The following is a 17,078-nucleotide window of genomic DNA, read 5'->3' on the forward strand; positions in this document are numbered from 1 at the left end:
CAGGAGCTTTTTTTATAGATTGAAAATTATCTAGTAACCAAAGATCTGATCAAGACTCAGTTTGGTAACCGTTCCGAATTTTTGCATGTCTTGCAGGCTAACTTTTTTCTCGGAAGCTACAATACAATAGTTGTATGGTTTACCTGCAACGTTTGCTTTATGGAAAGATTTAATGTCTTCGAAAGTTAGCGGTTTTAAACCTGCAAACTCTTCAATTCTAGAATCATGATCTATACCCATTTTCTTGTCGGCCAGATAGCTCATGATGATGCCATCCTGCGTGATCCTGTCTGTAGCAATTGCGTTTAATGCATTGTGTTTAGAAGCATCGAAGGATTTGTCAGCCTGTGGCAATACATTCAATAACTCATTCATGCCATTTACTGCTTCGTTCATTTTGTCCGCCTGGCTGCCCACATAAGCAACCATAGTAGTTTGTTTGTCTCTTCTATCTGGAGTTTGATAAACCGCAAATGTTGAATATGCAAGTGCCTTGGATTCGCGAATGGTTTGGAAAACAATAGAACCCATTCCGCCGCCAAAATAGCTGTTAAACAGGCTGATCTTAGGTGCCATTGCCGGGTTGTAATTGCCGCCATTGCGTACCCATCTAATTTCAGACTGCACCATGTCGTAATCTGCAAAATAAACCTGATTAGCTATGTTGTTGGTATAAGTAAAAACTTTAGCAGGGGCAGCAGTGGTAAATTCAGTTGGCAACTTATGGATTTTGGCAATTGCTGCGGCAAATACTGCTGGGGTTTGCGGACCATAGTAGGTAATCGTATGTTTATAGTTATTGATATTGTGCAGGATATACAGCAATTGCTCTGAAGTCATTCCCTTTACTTCATCATTACTTAGTGTAAAATTGTATGGGTTACTCGGTCCGTATTGTGCGTAGCTCATCAAGCCGCTAAGGATTGCGCCTTTATTTAATTTGTTGTTTTCTCTTGATTTTAGAATCCTGCTTTTCAGGTCGCTCAAAGCCTGTTCGTTAGCTTTACAATTCGAAAAAATGTGTTCTACCAGACTAACCGCCTTGTCAAAATTTTCCTGCAAGCCACTAATGTTAATGGATGCTGTTTCGTTAGAAACGCTGAAATTATAATTGCAGGCAATGTTATAAAATTGCTTGCTAATCTCTTCAGCAGTGTATTTGTCTGTAGCCAGGAATGTAAGGTATTGTGCTGCGTACGGAGCAAGTTTATAGTTCCACGTACCCATGTCAAAACGATATGAAATACGAAAGATGCTATTTTCTTTATTTTGAACAGCGATTACATCTGCTATACCTACTTTACTAAAATTCAGGTCTTTTTTGTAATCTAAAAATTGTGGTGCAATTTCTCTAGAGGGATCCTCAAGCAACTTAGTCATAAAAGCAGAAGTAGCATCTGCATTTGGATTGATTGGGGTAATAATTGGTTTCTCTACTTTTACGGTAGTTTTGTCCTCGCCCTTGTGTTTGTAACCAACCTCATAATTGTTAAGGAAAAATTTATTGGCAAAGGCAACCACTTGTTGTTTCGTTATTTTAGCCATATCATCCGGTGTACTTAGAGATTTGTTCCAGTTTACACCTCTGTTCAGGATAAAATCATTGGATGCTGCTTCCACACGGTATGCGTTGTTGTCAAAGGCCTGCAATAGATTTAGCTTGGTATTGGCTACGGTTGCTTTAATCAAACTTTCATCAAACTCCCCGTTTTTAAGCAACTGGATTTGCGCAAGCAAAAGCTGTTGTGCCTCTTCCAGTGTCTGTCCTTGTTTTGGTTGCGCAGACAAGCTAAATACGCCGTAATCTTTCATTTGCTGGTATCCAGCATTTGCACGTAGTAATTTTTGTTGTTTGTTCAGGTTAATGTCAAAAAGTCCCGCCTTCCCGTTAGATAGAATGCTGGAAATTAGTTCAAGCATCAGACTCTGACTGGTGCTTTGCGCATACCCGCGATAATACATTTCTACACTTTCTGCACTTGGTCCATATACATTTATTTTTTGTATAGTTGTACGTGGTTTTTCAGGTGCCGGATTGTACAGTTGGAGTGGCTTAGGTAGCATAAATGAGAACGACTGATCTACCTTTTTGATCATCTCATCAGGATTGAAATCGCCAGCAAAGCCTATTGCCATGTTGTTTGGAACATAGTACTTGTTGTAATATTTCCTGATCTCTACCAGAGAAGGATTTTTTAAATGTTCAATTGTACCTATTGTAGTTTGCTGACCGTAGTTATGAGTGGGGAATAGTAATTCTGACATTTTCTCGTCTAATTTCCATCCGTCGTTATCTAGTCCACGATTCTTTTCTTCGTAAACGGCTTCCAATTCTGTATGGAAAATACGGAAAATTGGGTTACGAAAACGCTCTGCCTGCAATGCTAAAAATTTATCAGTAATATTTGAAGGAAAGTCTTCATTATAAATGGTCTCCTCATACCAGGTATGCGCATTGGAAGCTTGTCCGCCAAGTGCCTTTATCATTTTGTCATATTCGTTCGCGATGGAATAGTTTGATGCCAAACCTGATGTTTTATCGATCTCTGCATAAATCTCTTTTCTTTTGGCAGGATCTGTAGTTTTGTGATATGTTTCGTAAAGTGTATCAATCTTATCAAGAAGCGGCTTCTCTTTAGCAAAGTTCATTGTTCCAAATTTGTCGGTTCCTTTAAACAACAAATGTTCTAGGTAATGAGCCAAACCTGTTGCGTTACGCGGATCAGTATTACTACCTGCGCGAACTGCCATACGAAATTCTATTTTAGGTTCTTTGATGTTCTGCGATAGAATAACAGTTAAGCCGTTATTTAAGGTATAAAAGCGTGTCTTTGTAGGATCGCCAGTTACATATTTATAAGTGTAACCAGCAGATGTAGCTTTTTTCCATTGGTAAGCAGATTGAGCCGTAATATGCTGCCCTAAAAAGAGCAGGCAAGCAAATAGTAACAGTTTATTCTTCATGTATTATAAGTTATAGTCAAACATATATAAAACTGTGTTATGATTCGTTATAAGGGCATAAAAAATATTTAAATGTGTATTATTGATGTTGTACTTTTACTTCATTGATATAAAAAGTTTAATTAAAAATGAAAAAGCAGCAAAATAAGCCAAATATCCTTGTGGTAAACGACGATGGAATTACAGCGCCAGGTATCAAGAACCTGATTGAGGTAATGCAGGGTTTGGGAAATGTGGTAGTCGTAGCCCCCGATGGTCCACAATCTGGAATGGGCCATGCCATTACTATTGGTAAGCCACTTCGTTTTGATAAAGTTGATCTTTACCCGGGTGTGGAAATGTACAAATGTTCAGGAACTCCAGTAGATTGCGTGAAACTAGCTGTTAACAAGATTTTTAAAGGCAAAAAACCAGATTTATGTGTCTCTGGTGTAAACCACGGCCTGAACAATTCCATCAACGTGATTTATTCAGGCACCATGTCTGCCGCTGTAGAAGGAGCAATTGAAGGTATTCCATCTATTGGGTTCTCACTTGATGATTTTAGTCAGGAAGCAGATTTTAGTCACGTCAAGAAATTTATAAAAGCCATTTCTTTACAAGTGCTGGAACATGGCTTGCCGCAGGCAACATTGCTAAACGTAAATTTCCCCAAAGGGGAGAATTTAAAAGGTATAAAAATATGTCGCCAGGCGAATGCGAAATGGGCAGAAGAGTTTGATGAAAGAAAAGATCCTTACCAGCGCCCTTATTACTGGTTAACTGGTGTTTTTCAAAATAATGATAAAGGTGAGGATACAGATGTTTGGGCATTGGATAATGGATTTGTTTCTGTAGTGCCTGTTCAGTTCGATCTTACGGCTCACCATGCTATTCCAGTTTTAAATTCCTGGACATTTGAGGTTGAAGGTGCTTAATTAGAGTAAATAGGAGAATATGCAAGAAACTAAAGGCAAAATTTCAAATTCAGTTTGGGCAGGATTGGCTGTAGGACTGGTGCTACCGGCCCTACTGTTATCCCTTGCCTGGTATCTGATGCACCGGTTTGCTTTTTTAGCAAAAGCAGACTTGCTACTAATTGCCGCCATTGCAGTAAATGCGCTATTAATGCATTACTTTTTTAAACAGGATAAAGAGAAGACAGCAAGGGGTGTAGTCAGCGCGACCTTTCTATGGGCCTTTGCTTTCTTTTTCTACAAAATCAGTCAGTCATGAAATACTATCTAATAGCCGGGGAGGCATCAGGCGATCTGCATGGCTCCAATCTAATGAAGGCACTAAAAATGGAAGACCCAGAAGCAGAATTTCGCTTTTATGGCGGCGATAAAATGGAGGCCGTTGGTGGAAAGTTGGTCAAGCACTATGCTGATATGGCCTTTATGGGCTTTACAGAAGTATTGCTAAACATTAGAACCATCTTTAAAAATATGAAGGCCTGTAAGGCAGACCTACTTTCCTATCAGCCAGATACATTAGTGCTAATAGACTTTCCTGGCTTTAATCTGAACATTGCTGAGTTTGCAAAGAAGAAAGGACTAAAAGTTTGCTACTACATATCACCAAAGGTTTGGGCCTGGAACCAAAAAAGAGTACACAAAATAAAGCGCGTTGTAGATAAGCTGTTTTGCATCCTGCCATTTGAAGTAGAATTCTACAAAGGCTGGGGAATGGATGTTGATTATGTAGGCAATCCTTTGCTAGATGAAATTGCACAATTTACACCAAACGAACATTTTAAAGGGTTGCACCATATTACAGATAAACCCATTATTGCCCTCTTACCTGGAAGCAGAAAACAGGAGATAGAGCGCTTGCTGCCAGATATGCTGAGTATTATTTCGCGGTTTAAAGGGTACCACTTCGTTGTGGCTGCTGCACCGGGATTTACTGAAGAGTATTATCAGCAATTCAGCACTAGTGAGGATGTCACATTAGCTTTTAATGAGACTTACGATCTCCTTAATGTGGCGCACGTCGCTATAGTTGCTTCTGGTACAGCTACGCTGGAAGCCGCGCTCTTTCACGTGCCACAAGTAGTGGTATATCGTGGAGGAAGTATTTCTGTGGCAATTGCCAAAGCACTTGTAAAGATCAAGTTTATATCACTGGTAAACTTGATTATGAATAAAAGGGTGGTAACAGAGTTAATCCAAGAGCAATGCAATGAAAGTGCTATTGCCAATAGCTTAAAGATGATTACGAAAGGCATGATCAGAGAAATGATGCTCGAAGAATATAAGCAGCTTAGTGAGCTAATGGGTAAGCCTGGTGCCTCAGAGAGAACCGCTAAATTGATCGTAAAATTTCTTAAGTAATTTAAAATTCCTATTATTGGGATACTAAAACGTTTTAAACCAAATAAAAAGCCTTGTTAGTTAGGTAGCAAGGTCCTACGCAAATATGAAATCAAAACAACTCTTAATTGCAATGCTATTGTTAGCAAACGTTTCGTTTGCCCAACAGGCAGACCTCGTTAGCTACGTAAATACGCTTCAAGGTACCAACTCTAAACACGAACTTACAAGGGGTAATACGTACCCAACAACTGCATTGCCTTTTGGTATGCACACCTGGACGCCACAGACCGGCAAGAATGGCGACGGTTGGAAATACCAGTATTTTATTGATAAGATAAGGGGCTTTCAACAAGCGCATCAATGTAGCTCCTGGACCAGAGATTATGCTGTATTTTCTTTAATGCCCATGACTGAGTTAGTGGTGGATGAAAATAAACGTGAAGCTAAATTTAGCCATGCAAACGAAATAGCTAAACCCAACTATTACAAAGTTCAGTTTGACAATAAAATCACCACAGAGATCTCGCCATCAGAAAGAGGTGCCCATCTCCGTTTTAGCTATCCTAAAGGAGAGAAGAGTATCCTTGTTTTAGATGGCTATAACCGCACTAGTGGCGTAAAAATCTTTCCTAAGGAAAGAAGGATTACAGGATGGGTTAGTAACGGACAGGGATTCAGAAACAATTGGAAAAGTTATTTTGTGATTGAGTTTGATCAGCCTATTAAAGCGTATGGTACCTGGGAAAACAGAAACAATACAGTGATGGCAGATTCTCTATCGGCAGAAGGCCTGGGTAAGGGAGCTTACATAGAATTTACAGCGGGTGCAAAGGTTCAGGTTAAAACTGCTTCTTCTTATATTAGCCCAGAGCAGGCACAGCTTAACCTAAAAAGAGAGCTGGGAGCCGATAAAACTTTAGAGCAAACTAAAAAGAATGCTGCTGCAATTTGGAATAAATCTTTAGGTCGCGTGGCCGTTGAGGGTGGCTCAGAGGAAGATAAGGCAACTTTTTATTCTTGTTTTTTTAGGGCAAGCCTATTCTCCAGAAAATTCTATGAGATTGATGCTGCCGGAAAACCATATTACTTTAGTCCATATGATGGAAAGGTTCATCTAGGTTATATGTTTACAGATACTGGTTTTTGGGATACCTTCCGTGCCCAGTTTCCTTTAAATACTTTAATGCATCCAGAAATGCATGGCCATTACATGCAAGCCATGATTGATGCGTATAAGCAATGCGGTTGGCTGCCGTCCTGGTCATTTCCAAGCGAAGGCGGAAGCATGATTGGTAACCACGCTATTTCCTTGCTGGCAGATGCATGGGCAAAGGGAATACATACTTTTGATCCTAAAGAAGCGCTGGATGCTTATTATCATGAGGCCATGAACAAAGGCCCATGGGGGCCAGCTAATGGTCGCGATGGTGTTAAAGAATACAATGAGCTTGGCTATGTTCCATATCCTAAATATAGAGAGTCTACCGCTAAAACATTAGAATATGCTTATGACGATTACTGTGGATATGAGTTGGCAAGAATGACCGGTAATAAAAAATACATGGAGATCTTTGAGAAACCTATGTATAACTACAAAAATGTTTACGATCCATCTACTAGGTTTATGCGTGGGAAGGGAGCAGATGGCTCCTGGACTAAAAACTTTGATCCAATTGAGTGGGGTGGTCCATTTACTGAAGGAAATGCTTGGCATTACCACTGGTCGGTTTTTCAGGATACTAAAGGACTTATTAATTTGATGGGTGGCGATAGGAATTTTACCGCCAAACTGGATTCCGTGTTTACTGAGCCCAATAAAGTTAAAGTAGGTACCTATGGAGGGATGATCCACGAAATGACCGAAATGGTAATGGCCAATCTTGGTCAGTATGCCCATGGTAACCAACCCATCCAACACATGGTTTACCTATATAATTATGCCGGACAACCTTGGAAGGCACAGGCACACGCCAGAGAAGTGATGACTAAGTTGTACAACGCTACGGAGAATGGATACCCGGGTGATGAAGATCAGGGGCAGACCTCATCATGGTATGTATTGAGTGCATTAGGTTTTTACAGTGTTACACCGGGTACGGGAGAATATGTACTGGGAAGCCCAATGTTTAAGAAAATAACCCTTAATTTAGAGAACGGAAAAAAATTCATTATAGAAGCCCCGGCTAACGATAAAGACCATGTCTATATCCAGTCGGCCACATTGAATGGGAAGGCATATACTAAAAACTATATTACCCATGCCGATTTAACAAATGGTGGTGTGCTAAAATTAGAAATGAGTAAAAAACCAAATGAGAATAGAGGTTTACTACCAGAAGACAAGCCTTTTTCTCTAACCAAATAGAAATATGAAAAGAAGAATTTTTTTACAAAACACAGGATTATTGGCAGCCGGAGTAATGGCTAGCAAAGTGTCATTTGCGGCTGCACCAGATTTCCCAGTAGTGAGGGTTGCCGCTTCACAAAGGCACTTCCAAAGTAAAGCTGTCGACAGCGCCATTGCTGAGTTTCACAAAAATGTGAAGAACAAGGAATTGGGTTGGTTGTTTGAAAATTGCTTTCCAAACACACTGGATACCACGGTGACTTACACAGAAAAAGATGGCAAACATGATACCTATGTAATCACCGGAGATATTGATGCCATGTGGCTTCGCGATAGTACTGCACAAGTTACACCATACCTTCAACTGATAAAGGGTGATAAGCAATTGCAAAACCTTATTGCCGGTGTGGTAAACCACCAGGTAAAAAGTATTATAAAAGACCCATACGCAAATGCATTCTATGGAGATCCCAATAAGGTAGGAGAGTGGAAAACCGACCATACCGATATGAAGCCTGGCGTTCATGAACGTAAATGGGAAATTGATTCATTATGCTATCCAATTCGCCTAAGCTACCAGTACTGGAAACTTACAGGAGATACCACCCCATTTGATGCTACATGGAGAGAAGCAATTGCCGTAATTGTAAAAACCTTTAAAGTTCAGCAACGTAAAGACGGACAAGGCCCTTATCATTTCCAACGCGAAACGATGTTTGCTACAGACACTACGCCGCTAAGCGGTTATGGTTACCCTGTAAAACCAGTTGGTTTGATCTGTTCGGCCTTCAGGCCAAGTGATGATGCTACCATTTATAACTTCCTGGTGCCTTCCAACTTTTTTGCAGTAGTAAGTTTAAGACAAGCTGCAGAAATTTTAGCAGCCGTTCATAAAGACACCGCTTTAGTTGCAGAATGCAGAGCTTTAGCTACAGAGGTAGAAGCAGCATTGCAGAAACATGCTATAGTTAGTCACCCAACTTTTGGTAAAGTGTATGCCTTTGAAGTAAATGGTTATGGCAGTTTTAATATTATGGACGATGCGAATGTGCCAAGCCTACTTGCATTGCCTTATTTAGGTGCGGTAAAGCCAAACGATTCTGTTTATATCAATACTCGTAAGCTAATCCTTTCTGCTGAAAATCCTTTTTATTTCCAGGGAAAAGTGGCAAAAGGAATTGGAAGTCCGCATACCGGTATCAATAAAATCTGGCCTATAGCGGTAACTATGCAGGGATTAACTAGCAACAGCGAAGCAGAAATTAAATCTTGCCTGCAAATATTACAGAAATGCCATGCTGGTACGGGTTTTATGCATGAATCGTTTAATATGGATGATCCTTCCAAATTCAGCAGATCATGGTTTGCATGGGCAAATACAATCTTTGGAGAGTTCTTATGGAAAGTCTACAAAGAGAAGCCACATTTATTGGCTTAATATAAAGTAACCAAGGCTGCTCAAATTGGGCAGCCTTTATTGTTTCTTGAAATAAATATATTTTGGTAGATCTTTAAAAACAGTTTTAGTAACCCCACAAAGCCAGAGTTCGTGATTAAGCAGGTTGCTCTTGTAGCATTCTAAAATGTAAATACCACCGCCGCCAAATTGATCTAACTTGGGTCTGTCCAGTATTAAAACTTCAGCATCATCAAACTTCTCGTCAGACATTATTAGGTGGCATTCTTCGCTATATTTACTTACAATATCCAGCATTTTATCAGCACCTTCTACCATTTCCAAATCCTCAATATTGCCGCCCCAATCCGGTAGGTCCACAAACCATTTGTGTGCTGCGGTTTTATAAAATCTAAATGTTTGTTCCAATGTGCTATTCTATTGATTTAACCATTTCATTAAACAACTTGAAAACAACATCCTGTGCTTTGTCAGTAGCTGCATTTGCCATAATGATATAAGCAATGTTTTTATCTTTGTTAATAAGGGTATATACGTAAAAAGTACCTGCAGAACCCGCATGCTCAGAAGAATGTTTTTCTGGCTTGTTAACGTTTAACCAGCCAATAGCATATTCTGGCAGTCCGTAATGCAGGTAGTTATAAGTTTGAGCTTTTAAAAAATTGTCATTTCCCTGCAGTCCATCCAGATTCATTTGAATAAGTTTTGCATAATCAGCAATAGGCATACTAATATCACCTGCAGGCTCAATCAGATTCAAATTATAAGATGTGGCTGAGTCAAGCGGCGTTAGTACCTTGTCTTCCATCCAATGCCCAGAGGGTTGGTTTTTATCTGTTCTGTTTGGCCAACCGAATTTATAATTGAGGTGAAGCTTTTTATTCAATACCTCATCAACCAGATCTTCCCATGTCTTTCCACTGGCTTGTTCCAACATAAGCGCTGCAATGCTATAGCCCGCATTTGAGTAGGTATAGGTATCATTGTTCTTTTTTATAGGTTCGTTAGTAAGCAGATAGTAGGCAAATAGTTTTCGTTGCTCAGATTTGGTGCCTGTAAACTTAGGCAGACTTTGAAATTCCGCTCCGCTGGTATACGGCTTGATCCTTGCACGGTGAGATAGCAATTGCGCTAAAGTAACCTCGTAATACGCTGGGTTTGCAGCAGCCTTCCATCTTGGAAGTATAGCAAATAGTTGAGCTGTCCAGCTTATCTTTTTTTGCTCAACAAGGTAGGCTGCAATCATACCTGTTATTGCTTTTGTATTAGATCCCAAATGAAAATAATCATTCGGTAGGGCCTTTGTTTCATCATTTTTTAAGGTATTTCGATGAAATCCGAGTGTGTTGCTAATTAAAATAGAATCTGAAGTGAGGATGGCATAACCCATTTCTGGAATTTCACTGGTAACGCGCAGACTGTCTGCCGTTTTAAGTAGGGTTTGTGCATTTGCCGAAATTGAAAAAAAGATATATAGCACAGCCAATAATGCCTGTTTCATTAGATTTTCGTTACCCCTCCAGATCCAAGAACACGTTGCTCAATATTTGGATTGCCACTATAGTAAACACGACCGGATCCGCTAACCAATGCTTTAATATTGCCATCAACTTTTACATTGACAGATCCTGAGCCGCTAATGCGGGTATCAAGATCAGCAAGTTCCATTGTCTTCGCATTGAATTTACCAGATCCGCTTAAAGTCACACTTGCTTTATCTGCCTTGCCAGTAAGATCCACTATGCCAGAGCCGCTAATCACAATGGTCAATTTATCTGCATCTATTTTAGCAGTAATACTTCCCGATCCGCTTAAAGTAGTGGTAAGTGCCTCAGCCAATACAGTTCCATTTACTTTAATGTTGCCATTACCACTCATAGCTATGCTACTGATGTTTTTTGCAGATACGCGCGCTATAATTTTTTTGTTTTTATATTTATGAGCCCAACTGGTCCAGCTAGTTTTAGGCCTGATGATTAATACTTCGCCCTTAACTTCCGATAATAAAGTGGAGATGGCCTCTGCATCACCCTCAAACTTTAAGCTTTCAGTATTGCCAATTGTGATAATCACTTCTATAGGGCCACCAGCTGCAACACCGTTAAAATTTTTAACATCTCGTTGATCCTGAACAGGAATAGAGGTAATAATATGGGTAGGAGTTTCAGCTAAAGCAGATAATGTTGGACAAGCTAATGCAACTAAAAATAAGATAGAAAGTAATTTTCTCATAATAATGAACTTAGATTTTTAAAGATAAGAATTGAATATCATAACTCCTGATTTCTATAAGACGCTTAAAATAGTAATACGTTGCATCTATTTAAATATTTAATTTGCAAGCTTTCTAAATTTAATTACTTTTGCCCAAACGGGGGATTAGCTCATTTGGCTAGAGCGCTTCGCTGGCAGTGAAGAGGTGATCGGTTCGAATCCGATATTCTCCACCAAATATTTTAAGAAAATGCCCTTTGTTTATAGCTAGGGGCATTTTTATGTTATTTATTTTATAGAATAACAGATTAGAACTCCTATATCAGGAATAGATTTGAAAAGAATCAAACTGCAATCTCGTCTTTGAAAAATGCAAGTGTAAGGGTACATTTGTTATGTGGAGAAGAAGAAAAAACTTGCCCTTATATCGCCTCAATAAATAATCTTTTAAAGAGAAATCAATTATGAAATTATTTGCAATCTGCATCTGCTGTATTTTGTTTATCCCTTTTGCGAACGCGCAAAGCACAATTAGGCACAGGGTTTTGGGCCAAGATAAGGGCCGGATTGCCCTTGTCGATTTAAAAGGGAAAGTGGAGTGGGAAATACCTTGCGAAAATAGTATCCACGACCTCTCTATGCTGGCCAACGGCAATGTCCTTTATATTTCATCCAGCACTTCTGTAACAGAAATATCACCAGATAAAAAGACCATATGGCAATACACTTCTAAACCGAAGGTAGGTTATTCAGGCAAAATAGAAATACATGCGGTACAGCGACTTGAAAATGGGAATACCATGATTTCTGAAAATGGAAATAGCAGGATTATTGAAGTAAATCGTGACGGAAAAATCGTGAAAGAAATACCTTATTTTATTCATCAAAAGGATGTGCATATGGAAACCCGTCTGGCACGGAAACTTGATAATGGCCACTACCTTGCTTGCCATCAAGGTGATGCTACTGTGAGGGAATATGATAAAAATGGAAAGGTAACCTGGTCGTATACATTAGATTTGAATAACCAGGAAGCTACGCCAGGGCATTCAGGGCACGGAACCGATGTATATCTCGCCATCAGGCTTAAAAATAGGAATACCTTAATTTCTGCTGGGAATAACAACAGATTGATTGAAGTAAATAAAAGTGGTAAAGTGGTGTGGTCTGTAGAAAGAACTGAATTGCCTGGGATAAAATTATTTTGGCTCACATCATTAGAATCGCTGCCAAACGGAAACATCATTTTCGGCAATACGCATAGCGGAAATGAAAACCCGCAAATGATAGAAATTACCCATGATAAATATAAAAAAGTGGTATGGACTTTTAATAATCGTGATGTTTTTGGAGACGATATGGCAGCTGCAATGGTTTTGGATGTAAAAGGTAGGGTGATCAGGTAAACAATTTTCAGGTCATATTCTTGCGATCGCGCCCTAATGACATTATTTCTTATACCATTTCGAGTTCTCCAGAGTATATACAGTTTTGATAATTAACTTGTTATCAAAACATAAATAGATATGAAAAATTTATTGATTATTGCCGCAGTATCATTTGGGATGACTGCTAGCGTAATGGGACAAACAAAAGTTCCAGCCAATGTTAAGAATGCTTTTGCGAAGGAATATCCTGGTACGAAAGTTAAATGGGAAAAAGAGGGTGCAAATTATGAGGCTGGTTTTACAAAAAATGGCCATGAGATGAGCATTATCTATAATACATCTGCAATAGCTATGGAAAAAGAAATGGAAATAAAAGTTGCAGAATTACCCAAAACCGTTATAGCTTATGTTGCTAAGAATTATAATGGATCTAAAATTAAAGAGGCAGCAAAAATTACAAAATCAAATGGTGAAGTGCAATACGAGGCCGAGATAAATGGGAAAGATACGCTATTCACACCAGAGGGTAAATTAATAAAGTCTGAAAAAAAGGAGAACGACTAACTCAATCTGTATCCTAATTAAAAAAGGGATTCCACAAGGAATCCCTTTTTTAATTATTGTCTAATACTATTTTCAATTTCAAAAATAAAGATGAAAAATCTCCTAAATAAAGTTCCGGCAGTAACATTAGCCTTCTGGATTATAAAAATATTAGCCACTACCATTGGCGAAACTGCGGCTGATTTTCTAAATGTAAATCTAGCCCTAGGCTTGGTAACAACTTCTTATGTGATGGCATCTCTACTCATTATAGTGCTTATTATTCAATTTAGAACCAAAAGGTATGTTCCTTGGATTTACTGGCTAGTGGTCGTGTTTATCAGTATAATGGGTACTTTAATCTCTGATAACCTAGTTGATAATCTAGGGATTAGTTTAGTCACTACTACAGTATGCTTTGGTGTTGGCCTTATTTTAGTATTTGTTACATGGTATGCGAGAGAAAAAACATTATCTGTTCATCAGATAAATTCTACAAATCGTGAGTTTTTTTATTGGGCAGCCATTTTATTTACCTTTGCTTTAGGGACTTCTGGTGGCGATTTAATATCAGAACAATTTGGCTTAGGCTATCTATTCGCTGCTATTTTGTTCTCCAGCACCATTGCCATAATATTTTTATCATATAAATATTTAAAGTTAAATGCGGTTTTTGCCTTTTGGGCGGCCTATATATTCACAAGACCTCTAGGAGCATCTATGGGTGATCTTTTAACCCAGATGCCTAAAGAAGGAGGATTGGGCATATCAATTGTTACCGTAAATGTTGTATTTCTGGTTATAATTGTAAGTTTGATAATTTATCTTTCGGTTCTCGAATTTAAAAAGCTAAAAGGAGCATCGAAATAGCAATTTGCTTTCTGGTAAAGTGTTTATATGAGCAAAAGCTGAATAATTTTATTGTTTTCCCAAACACACAAACTTTTGCCATTTTCAAGGATATAGATGCGTGGTTGAGTACCCTTGCCAATAATGCTTGTTGTTTCTTTAGTTAGGTTGGCAAGTTTGATGTCATCTTTTTCCTGCCAGGCGACCAACATGTTATTTCCGTTCTGACCTATGCTCACTCCCCTGCCATTTCCAATAACGCGTTCAATTTTTTTCTCGTTCCAATAGAAGATCTGTCCATTTCTCTGCCATACAGTAGAAACCAGGCCCTTTGCATCAATAGAAACGCCCCCGCCGTCCATCGGGCATGCATTGATTTTCCATGTGCCCATACCAGCCTTAACTGATGGAGCAAATGTTTTTCCGTTATCTGTTGAACTCGTGTAATAAATATCACGGGATCCAGCAAGCCAGTTCCTAAAGGTGATGACTAATTTATCGTTCTTCACGCTAATGTTTGGCCTGCAGCACTCGCAAGTATGACCTTCGGGAGATTGGTAAACCAATTTATTCTTTGACCATTTTGTGCTTTTTGCCAATAGACTCGAAAAATAAATGTTGTTCATTTTATTGGTCCTCACATCCAGCCATACTGCATAAAAATTATTCCGATCTGCCGTTATTCCCATCAAACCTTCTGGTGCCGATTTGACTATGTCATTTATATCTGCGGTTCTCTTCCATGTGTTGGTGGTGTATTCCAATTTATAGGTATGGATATTGCCATCTTTATCCATTGCAGCGATTAAACTAGAACTTGCAGTAGATGCAATCTGTGGTCCCCTAGTATTTCCGAGGTGCATACCAGCAAGCGATGCTACCAATATGGGCTTGGAGAAATTTATCCCATTGTTTGTTGAAGTTATACAATAGATATTTTCACCATCCCCGTATGCCATTCTGATGGTTCCCTTGTTATCAATAGCCACATTGGGTTGCTGACCAGTTATTGCCAGTTTACTATTCTGGTACGCAAAAGTGGGCTGAATTAGGCTTAGGAAAAGCAGTATTGCAATAAGGATTTTCTTCATTTTAGTAGGCTCAATTTTATTTACCATTTAAGACATGAAAAGGGAAAGTGAAATTATACAACTTTTTCCCAAAATCCTGTAAAAATATAGCAGTATATTAAGGTTTTCTTTTAAAGATTATTTCCTTGGCCTGGTAAAAAATTAGAGGGGAACTTAAATAATGGATTCTACCGCGGGCTTAAAATCCAAACGGCCTTTCCTTTTCAGGAAAAGCCGTAGGACTAACGTACTTACTAACCTAAGTCTATATATTTTTATTTATGGGTTACATCAGTAAATTTTACTTGGATTACATAAGTGCCTTCCAGTTTCAACTGCCAAGACCATCTTGGGTTTACAGAAAATGTACCTTTAGCTGGAGTAAACTGTGCTCCATCAATAGTTACAAACTGACTTGGAATCCTGTAATACATTAAGAAGCCCCAGTTTGTGGTAGGTGTAACGTATTTAACCAACGGGAATGGTGCAATTTCGAAATCACAGATCATTGCAGTATCAGTTACTATAACCTTATTGAATTTCGCATAGTTTTCGAATGTTGGTCTGTCACCTCTTTTGATTACTTCACCAGCTTTGGGGTTGAAAACCCTACCATTTTTATCTACCATTTTCAGGATTGCCCTGGCTCCTGTAGTGGCGATTTTTGTACAGGTAATGATCGGATTCTTGTGAGCAGTTACCCCCCCTGTTTGATCACTAAACGCATTCGATACGTTATCTGTGATCACAAATAAATCATCAGGAAGCGGATCTTGTACAACCACTGTTGCAATTGACTTAAAGAGGTTTACACGTGTTGAATTGGTCATTTCCACATCAAATACATATTTTCCTAATGGGATGTTTGCAGAACCTTTATTGAATGATAATTGACCACTTTTTTCATTAAATGTCATTGGTAATGTTTTTACTTGCTGTCTCTTAGTATTCAATAGCGCTACGGTAGTATCCGTTTCTGCATTAAAGGACATTCCAGGCTTGAAGACAGTAATCTCATACTCTGTAGAAAACTCTTTTGGTGCAGCAGACCCATCCACTTTTCTTAAATTAAGTAATTTAAAAGAATATGGAGGAGTTGAACCATCCGCATTGAGTTGTTCGGACTGATAAAGTATTAATCCTCGTTTTGCAACCAGTTCACTGTTTTTATAGCGAACATTGGTACTTTGAAAGCCCTTGTCAATTTTTTTACAGGCAACAATGCTAGCTAGCACCATGAACCCAATTAAGTATTTGAATTTCATTTTTATAGATTTTAATTAGTCTAATGGCATTGCGTTAAAGAATAAACGGTGATTGCCGCTAAGCACATGAATAATACCAGTCCTTGTGACAATTCCAGAGGTTTGAACTTCTACCACTTTGTCTCTTTGATTATCAGGGATGGTGTTAGGGTTCAATTCATTTGCATCAACGGTTCCGATCACTTTTACGTAATTCACATAATCCACATAGTTAAGGTAATTAGAGTAATCGAACGAACGTCTCATTCTAATCATGTATTGGATATTCGGTGTTACGCCCAGTAAACTGTTATATAGTGTTCCTGAAACTGTAATTTGGTCTCTATTGATTTGTCCAGCAAACAAATATGTTTTTAAAGAGTCACTCAATTCTTTCACCGGTATGTCTTTGATACCAAAATTTATATTCTCGTTGCCAACCTGTTGAGCTCTTTCGTTTTTTTTCGCTTTAACATAATCAACGATACCATAATTAGTTGTAACAAAGAACGTTACACTTCCATTTACTGCATCTTTCAATCCCGCTCTGTCAATTACCTTAACAAGTGAGTCAAATTTTGGATTAGACTTCAAGTAATCATATGTGGTCATGTCCACATAAGCTTTACTTAGTCCTCCGTCATTTTTGTAATCATCTTTTTTGCATGAGGCTAGAATGACCATACAAAATACAATACAAATGCCTATATATTTTTTCATAATTTTTCTTTTTTTGGATACCATT

15 protein-coding genes and 1 tRNA gene are annotated in these 17,078 nt (G+C 38.6%); 9 read left to right on the forward strand and 7 right to left on the reverse strand.

Annotation, left to right across the window (positions count from 1 at the left end; genetic code table 11):
• Positions 1–30 precede the first annotated feature (30 nt).
• Positions 31–2,964, reverse strand: coding sequence for a M16 family metallopeptidase (locus ACVWYN_RS16650; protein ID WP_457290013.1), 2,934 nt, complete (start codon positions 2,962–2,964; stop codon positions 31–33).
• Positions 2,965–3,092: 128 nt separating this feature from the next.
• Here ACVWYN_RS16650 and surE point away from each other — a divergent pair, with 128 nt between their 5' ends.
• From surE to ACVWYN_RS16675, 5 genes are all read left to right on the forward strand, one after another.
• Positions 3,093–3,881, forward strand: a complete 789-nt coding sequence (gene surE, locus ACVWYN_RS16655; protein WP_457290014.1) for a 5'/3'-nucleotidase SurE — start codon at positions 3,093–3,095, stop codon at positions 3,879–3,881.
• A 19-nt stretch (positions 3,882–3,900) separates the two neighbouring features.
• Positions 3,901–4,179 carry a stationary phase survival protein SurE gene (locus ACVWYN_RS16660; protein ID WP_457290015.1) on the forward strand — a complete coding sequence of 93 codons (279 nt, stop codon included), beginning with the start codon at positions 3,901–3,903 and terminating at the stop codon, positions 4,177–4,179.
• Complete coding sequence (gene lpxB / locus ACVWYN_RS16665; protein ID WP_457290016.1) at positions 4,176–5,279, forward strand: lipid-A-disaccharide synthase; 1,104 nt, start codon at positions 4,176–4,178, stop codon at positions 5,277–5,279. The genes ACVWYN_RS16660 and lpxB overlap by 4 nt, the downstream gene beginning before the upstream one ends.
• An 85-nt stretch (positions 5,280–5,364) precedes the next feature.
• Complete coding sequence (locus tag ACVWYN_RS16670) at positions 5,365–7,626, forward strand: GH92 family glycosyl hydrolase (RefSeq protein WP_457290017.1); 2,262 nt, start codon at positions 5,365–5,367, stop codon at positions 7,624–7,626.
• A gap of 4 nt (positions 7,627–7,630) precedes the next feature.
• Positions 7,631–9,046 (forward strand): glycoside hydrolase family 125 protein, encoded by a 1,416-nt coding sequence (locus tag ACVWYN_RS16675; protein ID WP_457290018.1) that lies wholly within the window; start codon positions 7,631–7,633, stop codon positions 9,044–9,046.
• A gap of 36 nt (positions 9,047–9,082) precedes the next feature.
• Here ACVWYN_RS16675 and ACVWYN_RS16680 read toward each other — a convergent pair whose 3' ends face one another.
• Genes ACVWYN_RS16680 through ACVWYN_RS16690 form a run of 3 tightly spaced genes read right to left on the reverse strand, consistent with a single transcriptional unit; the run spans position 9,083 to position 11,257 of the window.
• Positions 9,083–9,433: a DUF6717 family protein gene (locus ACVWYN_RS16680; RefSeq protein WP_457290019.1), complete on the reverse strand. Its 351-nt coding sequence runs from the start codon at positions 9,431–9,433 to the stop codon at positions 9,083–9,085.
• Positions 9,434–9,437: 4 nt separating this feature from the next.
• Complete coding sequence (locus ACVWYN_RS16685) at positions 9,438–10,526, reverse strand: serine hydrolase domain-containing protein (protein WP_457290020.1); 1,089 nt, start codon at positions 10,524–10,526, stop codon at positions 9,438–9,440.
• On the reverse strand, positions 10,526–11,257 hold the full coding sequence (locus tag ACVWYN_RS16690; RefSeq protein ID WP_457290021.1) for a head GIN domain-containing protein: 732 nt from the start codon (positions 11,255–11,257) through the stop codon (positions 10,526–10,528). The genes ACVWYN_RS16685 and ACVWYN_RS16690 overlap by 1 nt, the downstream gene beginning before the upstream one ends.
• Positions 11,258–11,398: 141 nt before the next feature.
• Here ACVWYN_RS16690 and ACVWYN_RS16695 point away from each other — a divergent pair.
• The 4 genes from ACVWYN_RS16695 (at position 11,399) to ACVWYN_RS16710 (ending at position 14,040) form a co-directional block, all read left to right on the forward strand.
• Positions 11,399–11,475 (forward strand) — tRNA-Ala (locus ACVWYN_RS16695).
• A gap of 228 nt (positions 11,476–11,703) precedes the next feature.
• Positions 11,704–12,645, forward strand: a complete 942-nt coding sequence (locus tag ACVWYN_RS16700) for a beta-propeller domain-containing protein (RefSeq protein ID WP_457290022.1) — start codon at positions 11,704–11,706, stop codon at positions 12,643–12,645.
• 120 nt (positions 12,646–12,765) lie between these two features.
• Positions 12,766–13,191, forward strand: coding sequence for a PepSY-like domain-containing protein (locus ACVWYN_RS16705; protein ID WP_457290023.1), 426 nt, complete (start codon positions 12,766–12,768; stop codon positions 13,189–13,191).
• Between the two features lie 90 nt (positions 13,192–13,281).
• A complete protein-coding gene (locus ACVWYN_RS16710) occupies positions 13,282–14,040 on the forward strand; it encodes a COG4705 family protein (protein ID WP_457290024.1) in 759 nt (252 codons plus the stop codon).
• 23 nt (positions 14,041–14,063) lie between these two features.
• Here the strand turns inward: ACVWYN_RS16710 and ACVWYN_RS16715 are convergent, their stop codons facing one another.
• From ACVWYN_RS16715 to ACVWYN_RS16725, 3 genes are all read right to left on the reverse strand, one after another.
• Positions 14,064–15,110: a hypothetical protein gene (locus ACVWYN_RS16715; protein ID WP_457290025.1), complete on the reverse strand. Its 1,047-nt coding sequence runs from the start codon at positions 15,108–15,110 to the stop codon at positions 14,064–14,066.
• A gap of 254 nt (positions 15,111–15,364) precedes the next feature.
• Entirely contained in the window at positions 15,365–16,354 is a 990-nt protein-coding gene (locus ACVWYN_RS16720; RefSeq protein ID WP_457290026.1) for a hypothetical protein, read from the reverse strand.
• 15 nt (positions 16,355–16,369) lie between these two features.
• Complete coding sequence (locus tag ACVWYN_RS16725) at positions 16,370–17,053, reverse strand: hypothetical protein (RefSeq protein ID WP_457290027.1); 684 nt, start codon at positions 17,051–17,053, stop codon at positions 16,370–16,372.
• Positions 17,054–17,078: the final 25 nt, after the last annotated feature.

The organism is Pedobacter sp. UYP24 (assembly GCF_054057295.1).